11 protein-coding genes are annotated in these 17,217 nt (G+C 71.1%); 2 read left to right on the top strand and 9 right to left on the bottom strand.

From position 1 onward, the window contains the following. The 5 genes from EXE59_RS01975 to EXE59_RS01955 form a co-directional block, all read right to left on the bottom strand. Window positions 1-987: a carbohydrate ABC transporter permease gene (locus EXE59_RS01975; RefSeq protein WP_135837393.1), complete on the bottom strand. Its 987-nt coding sequence runs from the start codon at window positions 985-987 to the stop codon at window positions 1-3. Continuing rightward, window positions 987-2,297 (bottom strand): ABC transporter substrate-binding protein, encoded by a 1,311-nt coding sequence (locus EXE59_RS01970; protein WP_135837392.1) that lies wholly within the window; start codon window positions 2,295-2,297, stop codon window positions 987-989. The genes EXE59_RS01975 and EXE59_RS01970 overlap by 1 nt, the downstream gene beginning before the upstream one ends. A 98-nt stretch (window positions 2,298-2,395) precedes the next feature. Continuing rightward, entirely contained in the window at window positions 2,396-3,442 is a 1,047-nt protein-coding gene (locus tag EXE59_RS01965; protein ID WP_168218366.1) for a LacI family DNA-binding transcriptional regulator, read from the bottom strand. A gap of 147 nt (window positions 3,443-3,589) precedes the next feature. Beyond that, window positions 3,590-4,162, bottom strand: a complete 573-nt coding sequence (locus tag EXE59_RS01960) for a TerD family protein (RefSeq protein WP_168218365.1) — start codon at window positions 4,160-4,162, stop codon at window positions 3,590-3,592. Window positions 4,163-4,178: 16 nt separating this feature from the next. Next, window positions 4,179-5,873 carry a CHAP domain-containing protein gene (locus EXE59_RS01955; protein ID WP_135837390.1) on the bottom strand — a complete coding sequence of 565 codons (1,695 nt, stop codon included), beginning with the start codon at window positions 5,871-5,873 and terminating at the stop codon, window positions 4,179-4,181. A gap of 269 nt (window positions 5,874-6,142) precedes the next feature. Between EXE59_RS01955 and EXE59_RS01950 the strand changes: the two genes are divergently transcribed. Beyond that, on the top strand, window positions 6,143-7,126 hold the full coding sequence (locus tag EXE59_RS01950) for an epoxide hydrolase family protein (RefSeq protein WP_246056437.1): 984 nt from the start codon (window positions 6,143-6,145) through the stop codon (window positions 7,124-7,126). A 49-nt stretch (window positions 7,127-7,175) separates the two neighbouring features. Here the strand turns inward: EXE59_RS01950 and EXE59_RS01945 are convergent, their stop codons facing one another. From EXE59_RS01945 to EXE59_RS01935, 3 genes are all read right to left on the bottom strand, one after another. Continuing rightward, complete coding sequence (locus tag EXE59_RS01945) at window positions 7,176-7,607, bottom strand: DUF1622 domain-containing protein (protein ID WP_210428853.1); 432 nt, start codon at window positions 7,605-7,607, stop codon at window positions 7,176-7,178. Then, entirely contained in the window at window positions 7,597-9,054 is a 1,458-nt protein-coding gene (locus tag EXE59_RS01940) for a hypothetical protein (RefSeq protein ID WP_135837389.1), read from the bottom strand. The genes EXE59_RS01945 and EXE59_RS01940 overlap by 11 nt, the downstream gene beginning before the upstream one ends. A gap of 80 nt (window positions 9,055-9,134) precedes the next feature. Beyond that, window positions 9,135-10,046: an ATP-binding protein gene (locus EXE59_RS01935; RefSeq protein ID WP_168218364.1), complete on the bottom strand. Its 912-nt coding sequence runs from the start codon at window positions 10,044-10,046 to the stop codon at window positions 9,135-9,137. Between the two features lie 90 nt (window positions 10,047-10,136). Between EXE59_RS01935 and EXE59_RS01930 the strand changes: the two genes are divergently transcribed. Next, window positions 10,137-11,903: a SpoIIE family protein phosphatase gene (locus EXE59_RS01930; protein ID WP_135837387.1), complete on the top strand. Its 1,767-nt coding sequence runs from the start codon at window positions 10,137-10,139 to the stop codon at window positions 11,901-11,903. Here EXE59_RS01930 and EXE59_RS01925 read toward each other — a convergent pair whose 3' ends face one another. Next, the gene (locus EXE59_RS01925) at window positions 11,904-17,060 is read right to left on the bottom strand and encodes a family 43 glycosylhydrolase (RefSeq protein ID WP_135837386.1); all 5,157 of its coding nucleotides are present in this window, start codon (window positions 17,058-17,060) and stop codon (window positions 11,904-11,906) included. Window positions 17,061-17,217: the final 157 nt, after the last annotated feature.

Raw genomic sequence — 17,217 nt, 5'->3', positions numbered from 1 at the left:
TCAGTCCTTCTCTCGGGTGAGGAAGCGCTGCACCAGGGAGATGGTCAGCACGATGACGAAGAAGACGAGTGAGACCGCAGCCGCGTACCCGGTGGCGTGCTGCTCGTAGCCGGTGCGCACGGCCATGAACACCACGGTCGTGGTGCTGTCCAGCGGCCCGCCCTGCGTCATGACGCTGATCTGCGTGAAGAGGCTGAACGCCGCGATGGTGATCGTGATCAGGACGAAGGTCCGCGTCTGCAGGAGTCCGGGCCACGTCACGTGGCGGAAGAGCCGCCAGCCGGACGCACCGTCCAGCGCGGCGGCCTCGTAGAGATCGGCGGAGATGGTCTGCAGGCCGGCCAGCCAGATCACCATGTGGAAGCCGACGGCCTGCCAGACCGACATGAGCATGATCGCGGGCATCGCCGTGGAGGGGTTGTTGAGCCAGTCGGTGCCGTCCCACGCCCCGAGGGACATCGCGCTGATGAGCTGGTTGAGCAGGCCGTCCGGCTCGTAGATGAACCGCCAGAGCAGCGACACCACCACCATCGAGGTGACCACCGGGAGGAAGTACACCGTTCGGAAGAAGTTGCGTCCCCGGACCTTCGCGTTGACGAGCAGCGCCAGCACGAGGGCGAGGCCCGCCTGGACGGGGACCACGACGACGGCGAAGTACGCGGTGTTGCGCAACGAGGCCCAGAACAGGGAGTCACCGAAGAGCGTCGTGAAGTTCTCCGTGCCGGTGAACTCCGCTGGACGCGGTGAGATCAGGCGCGCGTTGGTGAACGCGAGTCCGAACATCAGGGCGACCGGGACGACGAAGAACACGAGCAGGAGGACGACCGCCGGAGTGGTCATCGCCAGACCGACCAGCGTCTCACCCCGGTGTCGGCGTCGACCCCGCCCCCGCGGGGCGGTCGGTGTCGCCTGTCGGCGGGCGGTGGTGGCACGGTGCCGGCTGGGCGGCGAGGTGTCGGGGGCGGCGTGGGGAATGGTCTCGGACATCAGAACTCGTAGTCGCCGTTCTGCTGGATGTTGGTGTCGATGTCGCTGACGGCCTTGTCGAGGACCTGCTGCGGGTCACCGCCGGCCAGGATGTCGGCGTAGGCCTTCTGGAACGTCGAGGAGATGAACGGGTAGGCGGGCGTCACCGGGCGGAGGACGGCGTACTCCGAGGCGTAGTCGTAGAAGTCGCGGAACCGGCCGTCCGGTGCGAAGTCAGGGACCTCGGCGGCGGCCTCTTCCTTCGCCGGGATCAGGCTGAGCTCCGTGGCGTAGTCGACGTAGTACTCCGTCTTCGCGGAGAACTCGAGGTACTCGCGGGCGGCGTCGAGGGCCGGGCAGTCCGAGCTCAGGCCCCACTGCCACGATCCGCCGCCGATCTTCGGGCCGTTGCCGAAGTCGACCGGAGGCAGGAAGAGCGCGTCGTCGCCGTACTTCTCGGTGACGGGCACGGCGGCCCAGCTGCCGGACCACATGATCGCGGTCTTCCCGTTGACGAAGTCGAGGGTGGCGTCAGCGCCGGACTTCCTGGCCGCGTACCCCTTCTCGACGACGCCCGTGGTCCAGGTGGCCCAGTCCAGGGCCTCCGGTCCGTTGAGGACGCCCTCGGCCGTGGTGTAGCCGTCCCGGTCGATGAGGTCCCCGCCGAAGCTCTGGAGCATCGGGGAGTAGGCGTACGGGATCCACTCGCCGCCACCTGCGGTGCCGAGGTCGAACGGATAGGCGTACTCGCCGCCTGCCTTGATCTTCGCCAGTGCCTCGTCGAACTCCTCAGCCGTCCAGGGCTGGTCCATGTCGGGCACGCGGATGTCGTACTTCTCGAGGGTCGAGCGCCGGGTGACGAGGTTGAGGGCCACGTCGTAGTGGCCGAAGGAGTAGACCTCGTCGTCGACGACGCCGAGCGTGCTCTCCAGCTGGCCGTCGAAGAGGTCGTCGGAGAGACCGAGCGGCTCGAGGTAGCCGGCCCACGCCCAGTTGGGCACGTTGGGCGCGTCGATGTCGAGGACGCACGGCAGCTTGTCGGCGGCAGCGGCAGCGGTGACGGCGTCGTTGTAGGCGTCCTGGGGGAACGACTCGATCTCGACCTTGATGTCGTCGTGGCTGGCGTTGAACTCCTCGACGACGCGTTCGTTGATCGCCAGCTCGGCCTCGTTGCCACCGTTGTGGGTCCAGAGGCTGAGGGTGGTGACACCGTCCTTGGTGGTGGCGCCGCTGCCCTCGCTCTCGGCGGAGCAGGCCGTGAGGGCGAGCCCCGCGACCACTGCCGTGGTCAGGGCGATGTGGCGGGACCGGGACGTGGATGTGTGGGACATGGGTGTTCCTCTCAGGATGGTTCGGGCGGGTGCGGGCGCACCCGTCCGGCCCGGGGGCTGCCGGGCTGCGCTGCGGGCTGTGGAGCTTGTCGAGCGACCTACGTCGTCAGGCTGCTGGTGCTCGCGGCGGGCGGGCCGACCGAGGCCCGTGCGACGACGGGACATCGGAGCAGGACCTGCTCCGGAGCGATGTCGGGATCCCCGAGGCGGCGGATGAGGGTCTCCACCGCCCAGGCACCCATCTCGTAGTGCGGCAGGGCCACGGTGGTGAGCCCCGGGCGCAGCCCGTCGGCGATCAGCTCCTGGTTGTCGAAGCCGACGACGGACAGGTCCTCCGGGATGCGGAGGCCACGCTCGGCGGCGGCCTGGTAGAGGCCCATCGCCATGCGGTCGTTGAAGCAGAAGATCGCGGTCGGGCGAGGGGCGCGGTCGAGGAGGGCCAGGCCGGCGCGGTAGCCGCCCGAGGCTTCGCTGAGATCACGCACCACCAAGTCGTCGTCCGGCTCGAGGCCCGCCTCACGGAGCGCGCGGAGGTATCCCTCGAGGCGGCCCTCCGTCGCAGGGATGTCGTCGACGTTGTTGATCAGCCCGATCCGGCGGTGCCCCATGTCGAGGAGCAGCTGGGTCGCCGCTTGCCCGCCCTGCACCTCGTCGGGTGCGACCGAGGGAATGCGCTGGTCGTCGCACCGTGCGTCGAGCAACGTCAGGGGAGAGTCGCCGAGCTCGGGCGGCACATCGACGACCTGGTGGTACATCGACGCGTAGAGGAACCCGTCGACCTGACGCTGCTGGAGCGCCTGGATCTCGGCACGCTCGGTCTCGCGGTCCCCGCCGCTGTTGACGAGCATCAGCAGCCACCCGTGCTTGGACGCCGCCTCCTGGGCCCCGAGGATGATCAGCCCGGCGTGGGGGGTGGTGGCGATCTGGTCGCTGACCATCGCCAGGATCTGGGAGCGCTGGAGACGCAGGCTGCGGGCCACGCCGTTGGGTTGGTAGCTGAGCTCGTCAGCGGCTCGGCGGACCCGGGAGCGGGTGTCGTCGCTGATGCGCTTGCCCGGCGTGTCGTTGAGCACGTGCGACACGGTGGTCACCGAGACGCCGGCGCGCTGCGCCACGTCCTTGATCGAGATCCGCTTCGCCATCATGTGCCCAATCGTTTTGCCAGCGTGGTGACCTCGAGTGTGGGTGACCACACTCACTCATGTCAAGAGGATCGCCAAAACGATTTTCCTTGACGCGGCGTCAGCGGCCGGGGGCACGTATCCCGAGATCGGAGACGGGCGAGCGGACCGTCAGCCCTGGACGAACGGCAGGAGCGCCTCGATCGAGTCCGTCGGCGTCCTCAGGGCGATGCCGGTCCCGATCGCGCCGAGCTTCCAGCTCGAGCCGTCGCGGAACAGCCTCGCCATGACGAGCCCCGTCTCCCGGACCCCGAGCGTGAGGGTGAAGCGCGCCAGCTCGGTGCCGTCGTCGTCGACCAGCCGGCAGTAGGCGTTGCGGATGTACTCCAGCGAGTGCCCCTGGTAGCTGGTGACCAGGAACAGGATCGAGTCGACCTTGGGGTAGACCCGACCCAGGTCCACGGTGATCACCTCGTCGTCACCCGTGCCCTTGCCGGTGGTGTTGTCGCCGAGGTGGACCACCGAGCCGTCGCGCGTCGCGAGGTGGTTGAAGAAGGCGAGGTCGAAGAACTGGTCGCCGGCGAACTGCACGGCCGAGGCGTCGAGGTCGATGGGTGCCGCTCCACTGCCGATGAAGCCTGCCGTCGGGGAGTGGTCCCAGCCGACGGCCATCTGCACCGTGGTCAGGGGCTCGCCGTCCGCAGTGGCGAGGGTGAGCTCCTGGCCCTCGGCCAGCTCGATCACGGGTCGCTCCTCTGCCTCACCGCTTGCCGCCCTTCGGAACCGTGACGGTCGCACGCGCGACGGCAGGCCGTACGATGTCGGTCCCCGCGTAGCGCACGACCACCGGCTTCACGCCGGGACGGAGGTCGCGCAGGACGACCCGCGCCGCTCCACCGACGACCTGGATCTCGACGGTGCGGCCGCCGACGCTGACCGTCATCGCCCCGTCCGGCTTCGACGCACCGGGAGCGCGTACGCGAACGTCCACCGCGACCCGCTTGCGCGTGGCGTCGGCGCGCACCTTCACCTCGGGCCTGGTCGTCACCGCTGCGACGGTGACCGACTCCGTGGTGCTGCGGAAGTGCCGTCGGGACAGGGTGACCTGGACCGACAGGGTGCGGCCGAGGTCCGCGCGGCGGACCGTGTAGGTGGGCTTCGTGGTCCTGGCGATGCGCTGGCCGTCCCGGAACCAGGCGTACGTCGCGGTTGCGTCCCCGGGCTTCGTGGTCCCGGCCCGGGCGACCAGCTTCTGCCCCACCACGGGCCGGCCCTTCACCCGGGACGGGCTGGTGAGCGTGACCGGCTTGGCCAGCACGGGCGTGGTCGGGGCCGCGGTCGCCCTCGACTTCTTGTAGCCGCTCGCGCTCGCCACCGTGCGTGCGCTGATGCTCTTCCCGAGGTGGGCCCGGGTGAGGACGAGGGACGCCCCCGTGGCCTCCGGGACGGCAGCTCCGTCGGCGTACCACTGGGTCTTGTACTTCTTGGGCTGCGGCGACCACGACGGCGGCGTGAGCGTCAGCGTCTGACCGACCTCCGCGACGCCCTGGATCGTGGGCAGCACGGTGGGCTGGAACCTGCCGGGGGCGACGGGAGCAGTGGCGAGGACCGCTCGTCCAGCCGAGTAGCCACTCAGCTCCGCCGTCACCTCGGCGGTGAGGGCCTTGCCCTTCACGTCGGGCGTCGGGACGTAGGTGGCCGTGGTGGCGCCCGGGATGGCGGCCCCGTCGGCGAGCCAGCGGACGGTGATGCTGCTCGGCGTGGGCGTCCACGCGCCGGCAGCCACCTCGAGGGGCGCACCCACGGCGGGGGTCCCGACGATGGCAGGGGCCGTCGTCGGCGCGAGCACGCGGTCGTTGAAGTGGATGAACCCCGAGGGCCAGCCTCCGCCGGACTTCGTGACGCGCCGCCAGTGGAAGTCCCCGCCCCAGTAGTCCTCCGAGACGATGATCTCGGTGTCGGAGATGACCTGCTCGACGTAGGCGACGTGGCCGTTCGATCCCGCCGGTGAGACGTTCGACCTGTACCAGGCGATGGACCCGACCGTCGGCGTCTGGTCGGTGATGCTCGCCATCGCCGCGCCCCAGTTCGACGCGTTGCCGCTGCCCTCCCACGGCCTGACGTCCGGCATGCCGGACTGGATCAGCCGATAGGCGACGTAGTTGGTGCAGTTGTGCCCGGTGTACATGCGCCAGTACGACGTGGACGCCGCCTGGCGGTAGCCGGCGTGCCCGTACCCGGCCGCCTGGCAGTTGGCGTACCCGGAGCACAGGTAGGTCGACGTGGTCAGGCTGATCCTGTCGACGGTGGTCGGCACGACGAGCAGGACCAGCGCGAGCACGCCGGTGAGCAACGTGGTCGCACGACCCGCACCGCGTACGGCTCGCAGCAGCAGTGCCGGCAGTGCTGCGCGTACGCGGTGTGACGTCTGTGACGAATGGGGCTGTTGTTGCACCGGGTGATCGTATGGGGCTGATGTCAAGTGCGCCACGCCGATGAGTGAAGAACAAGGGTGTAATTCGCGGCCGCTGGTCGCGTGGGTGCGGATCTCGGCAGGCCCGTACACCGTCAGCGGCTGGTCCGCGCGCGTGTCGGCTACGTTGGCGCGATGGTAGAGAAGGGCCGTGGTGGCGGGGTGGCGGGACAGGTGTTGAACGTGCCGCAGGCCGACCTCGAGGATCTGCACGCTCGTCTATGCACACGCGGTGGCCGCGGTCATGGCCCGTGGCTGGCTGGCAGGCGGGCGTTGACGGCTCGGTGCTCCGACGGCTGGTCGGGTACTGGATCGACGGCTATGACTGGCGTGCGCAGGAGGACGTCATCAACCGGCTTCCACACCGCTTCGCCGAGATCGAGGGTGGTCGAGTCCACTACCTGTACTTCGAGAGTGAAGGTGCGTCGACGTCGCGGCCGCTCCTGTTGGGCAACGGGTGGCCGAGCACGTTCTTGGAGATGGTCGACCTGGCGCAGCGGTTGGCGGCGCGGGGTCTCACGGTGGTCGTTCCGTCGCTGCCCGGGTTCGCCTTCTCCGATGTACGTGTCAGCCTCGAGAACTCGCCGCCTACCCATGAGCTGTGGCACCGCCTGATGCACGATGTGCTGGGTGTCGAGCGCTACGGCGTGCATGGTGGCGATCTCTCATCACGGCATGTGTCGTGGCTGGCCCAAGCGCACCCGGAGCACGTGATCGGACTGCATCTGTGTGACGTCGAGAATGCGCTGCAGGATGGCGACGTCGACGTGACCGACGAGGAGCGCGACTTCCTCGCCGCTGAGGCGGACTGGCAGTCGCGTGAAGGCGGCTACGCGCACCAGCAACGCACTCGTCCGCTCACCTTGGCCCAAGGTCTGGGTGACTCCCCGAGCGGACTGCTGGCCTGGATCTTGGAGAAGTACCAGGCGTGGAGTGACTGCGACGGCGATGTGTCAGCACGGTTCAGCGACGACTTCCTGATCACCCAGGCATCGCTGTACTGGTTCACCAACACCATCTCGACGTCGTTTCGTGACTACTACGAACGCGAGAACTTGCTTCTCACCTCGCCTTGCGTGGGTGGAGGTGCCTACAGCGTTCACGTGGTTCCCTGCCGACATCGGCGCGTTGCCGCCCCGCAGATGGATCGAGCGACGTTTCAACCTGACCCGCTACACCGTCATGCCGCGCGGCGGACACTTCGCTGCGATGGAGGAGCCGGAGCTCCTTGCTGACGAGCTCGCCACCTTCTTCGACCTGGTGGAACGGACCTGAGACACGGCGTCACCGCGGCCCAGCACCGCGGGCGGGCTGATGACCTTCCTGGGCGCCGGCGCTGCTGGCGGGCTCCTTGCCACTCGTGGGCGACCGCCGACGCCACGGAAGGGTGCCCTCGAGCTCGACCTCCAGCGAGAAGCTGAGGAAGGTCCGGACGACCACGATGAGGCCGAGGGCGAGCGCGCTGTCGAGCGTGGCGTCGACCGTGATGGTCAGGACGATGTCCGCGATGATCAGCAGCTCCAGTCCGAGCAGGATGGCACGACCGACGTTCCGGCGGGCAGTCTCGTAGGCAGTCGTCGCGCTCTGATGGCGTGCCACGAGCGCTGCGTGGACGAAGGCCCCGAGGGCTCCGAGCACGAGGACTGCCACGCCAGCGAGCTCGAAGCCGTGGACCACCAGCTCCATCAATCCGTCGAACCGCTCGTCACTGATCACCGCTCCACTCTCGCACCGACGCCGCGCCGAAGTAGAGCTCGACACCATCCTCGATGGCCCCGGCCAGGGCCGCTGCCTCATCACCGGTCACCCGTCTCGTGCCCGTGTGGTCGACGAGGAACGCCTGCCCGTGGGGCGTACGCCAGAGGTGTCGGCCGGGACCGACGACGCGGGTGGTGAGGCCGCCGTGGGTCTTGGTGCGGTGGTGGCGCCGGCGCAGCGGGCCGGAGTTCTGGGGGCCGGTCTGCCCCGGTGGGCCGGTGTCGTCGTAGGGGACGGCGTGGTCGAAGTCGACGCGGTCGCGCGTGGCCGAGCGCGGGGTGAACGGGAAGCAGTCGCCGCCCGTCTGCAGCCAGACGTGGTCCTTGACCACCTCGGGGTGCTCGTAGGCGTCGACGCGACGGCGCAGCCGCAGGTCGAGGACCGGGGTGACCGTGACGTCCGCGTGGCCCAGGACCTCGTGCAGCTGGCGTACGTCGATGGGGCCGACGCCCTCGACGCGCGCCACGCCGGTCCCGGTGCGGAGCGCCTCGTCGGTGAGGTGGACGAACAGCTGCCCGCGACCCCGGAGCCGGGCGAGGCGCCGCGCGGGCATCGCTGCGAGCCGGCCGACGGTGTCGGCGAGGTCGTCGATCGCCCATGCGGGTGCGGCCGCGGAAGGGCTGTCGGTCTCCGTGTCGGTGTGCTCCAGCAGGAGCTTGAGCAGGTCCACCGGCCGGGCCAGCCAGCCCAGGGCGATCGACCGCAGCTCGTCGTGGTTGTGGTCGGCGCCCATCGTGGTGCCCAGGATGTCCGCGACGCGGTCGACCATGGCGTCGAGCCAGGCGGCGTCGCCGGCGGTCACCCGCGCGATCAGGTGGCGGTAGCCGAACTCGTCCGAGCGGGACAGGCGTACGTAGCGCTCGTGGCGCGAGCGCTCGCGCTCCGCCCGGTGGGTCTCGGGGTCGGCCTCGATGACCTTCGCCCGGGCGATCTCGAGCACGGTGGACGGCGCGTGCCCGGCGATGGCCCTGGCGACGGCCCGGTCGACCTTCGCCACCTGGTCGTCGAGCAGTGCGCGCGAGAGGACCGCGACCTTGCGCGCCACCCACGGCTCGCACTGGCCGGCCTCGACCACCGCCCACGTCAGGGGGAGGCGGTGGACGAGGTCGAGCCCGTCGGCGACGAGCGCCCGGGTGGTCGCGGGGTGCGTCTCGCGCGCCATGGCCAGCTCCGGGATCGCGTGCTCGCGGACCGGGGGAGTGCCGTCGCCGCCCGGAGTGACCATCGGGTCGCGGTGGTCGCGAGGGTGGCCGTTGACCTCCGCCCACCGGATCCCGAGCCGGAGCTCCTCCACCTCGGCGAGGCGGCGCGAGCGGAGCGCTCCGGTAGCCAGCGCCAGCACCTGGGTCGCAGACGCCTCATCGGCCGCGGGAAGCGGCTGACGTGCGGGGCTGGTGATGGACATGCTTCAGTCTATCGAACAAGTGTTCGAAGCACAAGCCTCGCACGCCCCCCTCTCGTGGAGCTCTCTCGGCGGCGTCCCCCTCACCGCTCCATCACGAACCACGCGCTGAAGCCGTCGGCGTCCCGCTCGGCCCCGCGCCGGCTGGAGAGGGCGTCGACCAGCTGGAGCCCGCGGCCGTGGACCTGCAGGGGATCGCTCGCGTCCGGCTCGGGCAGGTCGGGCGGGCTGCCGGGGTTGCGGACCTCCACCGTGAGCGTGCCCGCGTCCCACGTGACCTGCACGTGACACCCGGAGTCGGCGTGGACCACGGCGTTGGTGACGAGCTCCGACAAGCAGAGGACGGCTGTGTCGACCAGCTCCTCGTCGACCCCCCACGCGGACAGCGTCGCCCGGAGCTCCTCACGTGCCGGACCGACGGCCGCCGGGTCGCTGGCGACCTTGAACAGCGCGACCCGTGCGCCCGCCGGCGGCGTACGCATCCCGGCGCGGGGGTCGCCGTCGAGGCCGGCGCTCGGGGTGACCCGCGTGCTGCGGAGCGCCTCGCCCAGCCGGGCGCCCAGCTCCACCAGCTCGCCGACCGTGTGGTCCTCGAAGCCGGGGGACCGTCGGTAGAACAGGACGTACGCGCCGAGGGTGTGCCCGCCCGCCACGATCGGCACGGCCGCGAGCGCCACCGTCTCCGTCCCGTGCTGGCGCTCGACGAAGGTGGGGTGGCTGGTCCCGAGCTGCTCGAGGTCGCCGACGACGGCGCGGCCGGTGCGCACCGCGGTGTTGAGGGGCACGTCGTCGTAGGCGTCCACCCGGCACCAGGTCGCGGGGCGCTGTCCCGTGTGCTCGGCCGAGGTGAAGTTCAGGCGCCGGCCGCCGCCCTCGAGCAGGGCGAGCCCGGCCCGCCGTACGCCGGGCAGCGAGGTGAGTGCGTCCAGCGCCTGCTCGGCCCACGCGTGGGTGGGCCCTGCGACCGCCGGATCGGACCCGGCTGCAGCGTTCACCTGCCGAGCGTACGGCGGGGACGTACCCCGTGGGGGTGAGGTGTTCGCGAATCCTGCCCCGAGGGACGCCGATGGCGCGATGATGACCCGGTGATCGGCCCCGACGGCCCCGCGCCCCTGTCCGAACGGCTGACCCGCCTTGCGCGCGTCACCGGCGAGCTGGTCGACGCCGACACCGTCGAAGGGGTCTGCAAGGCCGTCGTCACGCACGGCGCAGAGGCCGTCGGGGCGGACGTCGCCTCGGTGACCCTGCTCAGCCCGGACGGGCGGACCGTCCGGCTGATGGCCCTCAACGGAGGTCGCGCCGGTGACGAGGAGACGTGGAGCACCTTCCCGCTCACCGTCCGCACGCCGTCGGCCGAGGCCATCCGGACGGGGACCCGCCTGGTCGTCACCGGCCGGCAGGCGATCACGCGACGCTTCACCGACATGCCGGACCGCGGTACCCAGACCGTCGTGGCCCTGCCGCTGACTGCCGGCGGCTCCGTGATCGGTGCCATCGGGCTGGCCTTCGCCGACGCACGCCACCTCGACGAGGCCGAGGTCGAGCTCCTCGACATCCTGGCCAGCGCCTGCGCCCAGAGCATCGGCCGGATCAACGCGCAGGAGGACGCAGGTCGGCAGGCTGCCAAGCTCGCGTTCCTGGCCGAGGCGGCCACGGAGCTGGCCAGCAGCCTCGACTACCAGGTCACCCTCGGCAACGTCGCCCGCCTGGCCGTCCCGATGTTCGCCGACTGGTGCGCGATCGACGTCGTCGACGACGGTCGGCTGCGGCGGCTGGCCGTGGCCCACGTCGACCCCGACAAGGTGCAGCTCGCGCACGAGCTCGCCGAGCGCTATCCCCCAGACCCCGACGGGCCGCACGGTCCGTGGCAGGTCCTGCGCACCGGGCGCAGCGAGCTCATCGCCGAGATCACCGACGAGATGATTGCGGCCGCGGCGGTCGACGAGGAGCACGCGGCCATCGCTCGCGCCCTCCACCTCCGCAGCGCCGTCACCGTGCCGCTCGTGGCACGCGGCCGCGTGCTCGGGGTGATCACCTGGGTGACGGCCGAGTCGGAGCGCCACTTCACGCTCGACGACCTCGTGCTGGCCGAGCAGCTGGCGAAGCGGGCAGCCGTGTCCCTGGACAACGCCGAGCTGCACAGCCAGACGCTCGCGGCTGCCGTGCAGCTCCAGCGTGCGGTGCTCCCCGACGCCCTCGACACCTCGTCGCGGTGGGAGGTCGCTCACCACTACAGCCCCGCCGGTCGCACCGAGGTCGGCGGCGACTTCTACGACGTCGTCGAGCTGGACGACGGTCGGCTCGTGCTGTTCATCGGCGACGTGATGGGCCGGGGCGTCGGCGCGGCCGCGGCCATGGCGCAGGTCCGCGCCGCGGTGCGGGCGTACGCAGTGCTGGACCCCCGCCCTGCGCTGGTCCTCGACCGGCTCGACGCGATGTTCGAGCAGCACGGCTCCGATCAGCTGGTCACCCTCCTCTACCTGCTCGCCGACCCGCGCACCGACACCCTGACGGTCGCCAACGCGGGACACCCGCCGCCCGTGCTGCTGCGCGCGGACGGGTCCGCCCACCAGCTCGCCTTCGCCGACGGGCCGCCCCTCGGCGTCGGTGCCCGGAGCCGCACCGAGGAGCACATGCGCCTCGGCGTCGGCGAGGCCGTCGTCGCGTTCACCGACGGCTTGATCGAGCGCCGCGGGGAGGACATCACCGACGGCCAGGAACGCCTGGCCGGTGCAGCCGCGGCCCTGGCGGGCACACCGCTGCCCGGCCTCGTCCCGTCAGTGGTGGAGCGGGTGGGTGACCCGTCGCGCGACGACGACGTCGCCGTCATCGCCGCGCGACGACTGGTCTGATCAGCGGCCGGCGCGCACAGTGGCCTTGCGGGCGGCTGCCGTCACCGAGTCCGACCCGCCGTACGACACCTTCAGCGTGTGCCTCCCGGCCGTGAAGGCCAGGCGGAGCACGGCCTTCCCGTCGTCGAGCCGGACGCGACGCACGACCTTGCCGTCGACCCGGACCACCACGCGGCCGGTCGCCTCGACGGAGGCGGGGACCACGGGCACCCGTACGACGACCTTGGTGCGGTCGCCAGCGCTGGGGGTGCGGTCGAGCGAGACCTTCACGCGGGACGGTGCCTTCACCACGGCCCGCGTCTCCGCCGACCGGGCCACCCCTGCGGCACCGCCGTGACGTGAGGCCGTGACCTGCACCGACAGCCGGTGCCGCACGTCGTCCGCCCCCAGGGGGAAGGACGCCGAGGTCGCACCCGCGACGGGCACGCCGTCGCGCAGCCACTGGTAGGCGTACGTCAGGCCGCCCTGGTCCCAGCCGCCGGCGACGGCGGTGAGCGTCCGGCCGACGACCGGGTTGCCGGCGACGATCGGGGGCGCCGTCGAGACCGGAGCCGCGGGCACCGGGCTCGGGTCGGTGGGCGTGGTGGGCGCCGCCGCCACCGACAACGAGGTGACCGCCGACGTGTTGCCCGCGACGTCGCTCGCCCGTACGTCGATGGCGTGCGCGGCACCGTCCAGCTGGACGGCCGAGGTCCACGCGGCCCAGACGCCGCCGTCGAGGCGGTACTCGCGCACCGCGACGCCGGACGAGTCGTCCGTGGCCGTGAGTGAAAGCTTTCGCTCACCCGACACCGACCCCGACGCCACCGGCGGAGTGTCGTCGACCTTGACCGAGCGCGTCCAGACCTCGCTCCAGACGCCGTTGGCCGAGCGCGCGCGCCACGCCACGTCGTACGAGCCGGCCGGCAGCTGCACCGGGCCGTCGTACGCCGTCCACGAGCCGTCGCCGAGGCGGTACTGCGTGGTCGGGGCCGAGCCCGCCAGAGTCAGCGCGGCGTCCGCGCCGTGCCACCCGTCAGCACCCTCGTCGGAGACCGACGCCGTGACCGGGCCGTCGGTGTAGGCCAGCGGGTCCACCGACGCGAGCGTCGGCACGACCTTCTCGATCAACCCGTCCGCACCGAAGGTGAGCCTGTCGATCGTGGTCTCCCGGTGGGTCCCGTCACCGCCGGGCGTGTCGAAGGTGGGGACCGCGAAGCGGTGGTAGGCGATGTACCACTCGTCGGTTCCCGGCACCTGCACGATCGAGCTGTGGCCGGTGCCGAGGATGCCCTGCGACTCGTCCTTCTCCAGGATCAGCCCGCGGTAGGTCCACGGCCCGGTCGGTGACGTCGAGGTGGCGTAGCCGACGCGGTAGTTCGGCGAACCGGTGTCGTCGATCGCGTAGGTCAGGTGGTAGGTCCCGTCGCGGTAGTTCATGAACGAGCCCTCGCGATAGCCGGTGAGACCGGACATCGCCGAGATCGTCCCCGGCTTCAGCGAGACCATGTCGTCGGCCAGCTCCGCCATCACCGGGGAGCCGTTGCCCCAGTAGAGGTAGTGCTTGCCCGACACCGGGTCGCGGAAGGCGGCCGGGTCGATGGCCTGGCCCGAGGTGACGGCCTCGTTGTTGAGGATCATCGCCTGCGGCTGCGCCGTGAACGGGCCCGTCGGGCTGTCCGCGACCGCGACGCCGATCGTCTTGCGGTTGAGCGCGGTGTTGTGGCCGGAGAAGTAGAAGTAGAACCTCCCGTCGCGCTCGATGATCGTCGGCGCCCACGCGTTGCCGCTCGCCCACGGGACGTCGCCGTTGGCGCCGTCGAGGGTGAGGATCGGCTCCTCCGAGCGCGTCCAGTCGACGAGGTCGGTCGAGCTCCAGACGTAGAACTCCTTGCCGCCCCAGCCGGGGTAGCCGTCGGAGGTGGCGTAGATGTAGTAGGTGCCGTCGAAGACCGCGATGTTGGGGTCGGCGTAGAGACCCGGCAGCACCGGCGAGCGCATCTCGACCGCCGTCACCGTCCAGACCCGGCTCTCCGCGCCGTTGGTGACGGTCAGCGACACCGGGGAGCTGTGGTCGGCCGGGCCGTCCGGCGTCACCGTCGCACCCGCCGCCACGGCGTACGCCGGGGCGAGGGCGGTCAGGTTCGTGCCGGGCTGCACGGGGAGGGTGATCTCCCCGGCGGCAGCGTCGATGATCGCCGGCACCTTGAGGGAGTCGAGCTCGACGCCGAGCACGTCGGTCGGGCCGGCGGCGAGCTCGGCCACCTCGGCGCCCGACAGCGCGCGGGACCAGATCCGGAAGTCGCGCACCTTGCCGCGCAGCCGGTTGTCGCCGGCGTAGGCCGAGCGGCCGATGTAGTTGGCGGTCGTCACGCCGTCGCCGATGTCGCCGGGACGGTGGGTGACGTTGGCGTTGCGGGCGACCTGCCGGCCGTCGAGGTAGAGCGTCGAGACGCCGTCGCCCAGCGTGTAGGTCAGCGTCTTCCACGCGCCGCGCTGCAGCGCCGAGCCCGCGCTCATGCCCTGCTCGGTCGTCCAGTTGCCGGACGCGATCGCCGCGCGATAGGTGCTGTTGCCGGTCGTGAAGAGGTAGCCCTTGCCGACGCCGTCGGTGCCGGTGTTGCCCAGGTTCCACACGAAGTAGTTGCCGGACTGGGCCGGGTCGACCCACACCTCGGTCGACACGGTGATGTCGTCGAGGCCGGTCATCATGTTGTCGGGCAGCTCCACGTGGCCGGTCGAGCCGCCCAGCGTGAGCGCACCGTCGGCGAAGGTCGCGTCACCGGTGACGGTGCCGTCGTAGCCGTGGCCGCTCACGTCCTCGGCGTCGCCGGTCAGCGGCAGGTGTGCGACCAGGCCGTCCTCGTCGCTCTGCACCGGCGGCGGGGGAGCGGGCAGGTCGGCGCGCAGTGCGTCGAGCTCGGCCTGCGTCACCGGGAGCACCGTGCCGTGGCGCGGGCTGGCCGGCAGCTTGTAGTCGGCCGGCACCTTCCAGTCGGGGGCGTCCAGGTCGTCGGTGGTGAGCGGGATGTAGCCGCGGCCGCCGTACTCGTCGACGAACAGGTAGTACTGCCCGCCGGAGGTGTCGCCGGGGTTGCGCTTGAAGACCGTCGGGCCCTCGACCGCGGACGTGCCGGCGTCGCGGCCGATGCAGCCGTCCTGGAAGGCCCACGCCTTGGACCCGACGAGGTCGGGCTCGGTGAGCGAGTCGTTCTTCTCCTGGATGATGTCGGAGCAGCCGGTGGTGCCGGCGCCCTCGTCCTTGGTGAAGCGGTAGTAGGTCCCGTCCTCCTTGATGACGGTCGAGTCGATGCGGGAGGACCCGATGTCCTGCCAGATCTTCGCCTCGCTGAAGGTCACGAAGTCGCGCGTCGTGGCGTAGAGCATCCGGTTGTAGGTGCCGCCCGTGTGGTTCGGGTCGTCCTCGGCGTAGAGCTTCGAGGCCCAGAACACGACGTACTGCTGCAGGTCCTCGTCCCAGTACGCCTCCGGCGCCCAGGTGTTGCCCGCGGTCGGCGGGGAGACCAGCACGTGGCGCTGCTCGGACCAGTTCCTGAGGTCCGTCGACTCCCAGATCTCGAGGTAGCGGCTGCCCTGGCGCTGGGCGCGGTCCCAGTTGCCGTTGCGGCCGATCGAGAGGTCGGTGGCGATCAGGAAGAAGCGGTCGCCCTCGGGGGAGCGGATGAGGAACGGGTCGCGCAGGCCGAGCTCGCCGTACGTCGACTCGAGAACCGGCTCGCCGTTGTTGAGCTCGTCCCAGCGCAGCGCGTCGTTGCCGCGGCTGGCCGCGAAGTAGATCTTCTCCCCGGCGATCGAGTTGCCGGTGAAGTAGCTGAAGGCATAGCCCGCGTACGGCGCGGGGGCAGGCGCCTCGCGCACGGTGAGCGGGAAGTCGCGGGTCGCCGTGGCCGCGCCGACGGTGACCGTGGCGGTGAGGGTGACGTTCGCGTCACCGGCGCCGGGCGCGGGGCGGTCGACGATGCCGTCGGGCGCCACGATGGCGGGCGCGGAGGACGCCCAGCTGATGCTCGCGCCCATCTCGCCCTCGGTGGGCAGGGTGAGGTGGCCGCGCACGTCGTCGGGGTGGACGAGCTCGATCGCGGCCGCCGCCTCGTCGGCCTTGGCCTGGTCGCCCTCGTCGGGCAGGACGGTCGCGTCGAAGGACTTCGTCGTCGTCTCCGAGCCGCGAGTGAGGGTGGCGGTCAGCGTCACGACGACCGGGTCCTCCCCGGGGCCGGGGCGGGTGACGGCACCGCTGCCGTTGATGACGGCGGGGTCGCTGGATGCCCACGCGATGCTGGAGCCGTAGGGGCCGGCGGCCGGGAGGGTGAGGTCGTCGGTCACGCCGGACAGGTCGCCGAGCGACAGGGCAGCCGTGTCGGAGGCGAGGCGGTCGGCGTCGGTCAGCGAGATTGCCGCGACCTCCTCGGAGGTCAGGGCGCGGTCGTAGATCCGGAAGTTCTTGACCTTGCCCTTGAGGCTGTTGTCGACGGCGTAGTTGGACTCGCCGAGCACGTTGTTGGTCGTGGTGCCGTTGCCGATCGCGCTGGGCAGCCAGCTGACGGCGGTGTTCTGCCCGACCTGCACACCGTCCTCGTAGAGGGTGCCGGTGGTGCCGGTCTGGGTGTAGGTGACGGTCTTCCACACGCCGCGGGCCAGGGCTCGGCCCGGAGAGGGTGCGGTGTTGCGCTCGTTGTTCCACCACTGGTTGGTGATCGAGGCGCGGAAGGTGTTGCCCGTCGCCATGAGGTAGCCGCTGCCGGAGGGCGCCGTCGTCGCCGGGTTGCCGAGTCCCCAGATGAAGTAGTTGCCCGCCTGGCTCGGCTCGATGTAGACGTCGGTCGACACCGTGATCGAGCTGAGTCCCGCCATCAGGTCGTTCGGCAGCTTGACGTGGTCGTCGACGCCGTCCAGGACCAGCCCGTTGGTGCCGGTCCAGGTGCCGCCGCCGCTCAGCGTGCCGTCGCGGCCGTTGCCCGAGGAGTCGACCACGGTCGTGCCGGACTCCTGGGTCAGGTCGTAGCGCAGGAGCAGCCCGTCGGTGACGTCGTCCGGGTCGGCCGCGGTGGCGGGGGCCGACGGCAGGACGAGCAGGAGGCCGGCCAGCACCGCCAGCACGACGGCGACGGCGGACGGGACGAGCGGGCATGGGGTGCGGGACTGGTCGACGTCGGTCATGGGGTCCTCTTCGGCATGTGAGCGTTAACAGACGCAGTGTGACCACGGTCACCCCAATTCGTCAACGGTGCCATCCGAAAGCGGGACGGACCCTTGACGAACCGATTGTGAGCGCTAACACTCTCGCTGTGGTGCCCGTCACATCCGCGTGACGGCC

Origin of the sequence: Nocardioides eburneiflavus (assembly GCF_004785795.1) — a bacterium.
GTDB lineage: Bacteria > Actinomycetota > Actinomycetes > Propionibacteriales > Nocardioidaceae > Nocardioides > Nocardioides eburneiflavus.
This window is presented reverse-complemented; position numbering and strand designations above follow the sequence as displayed.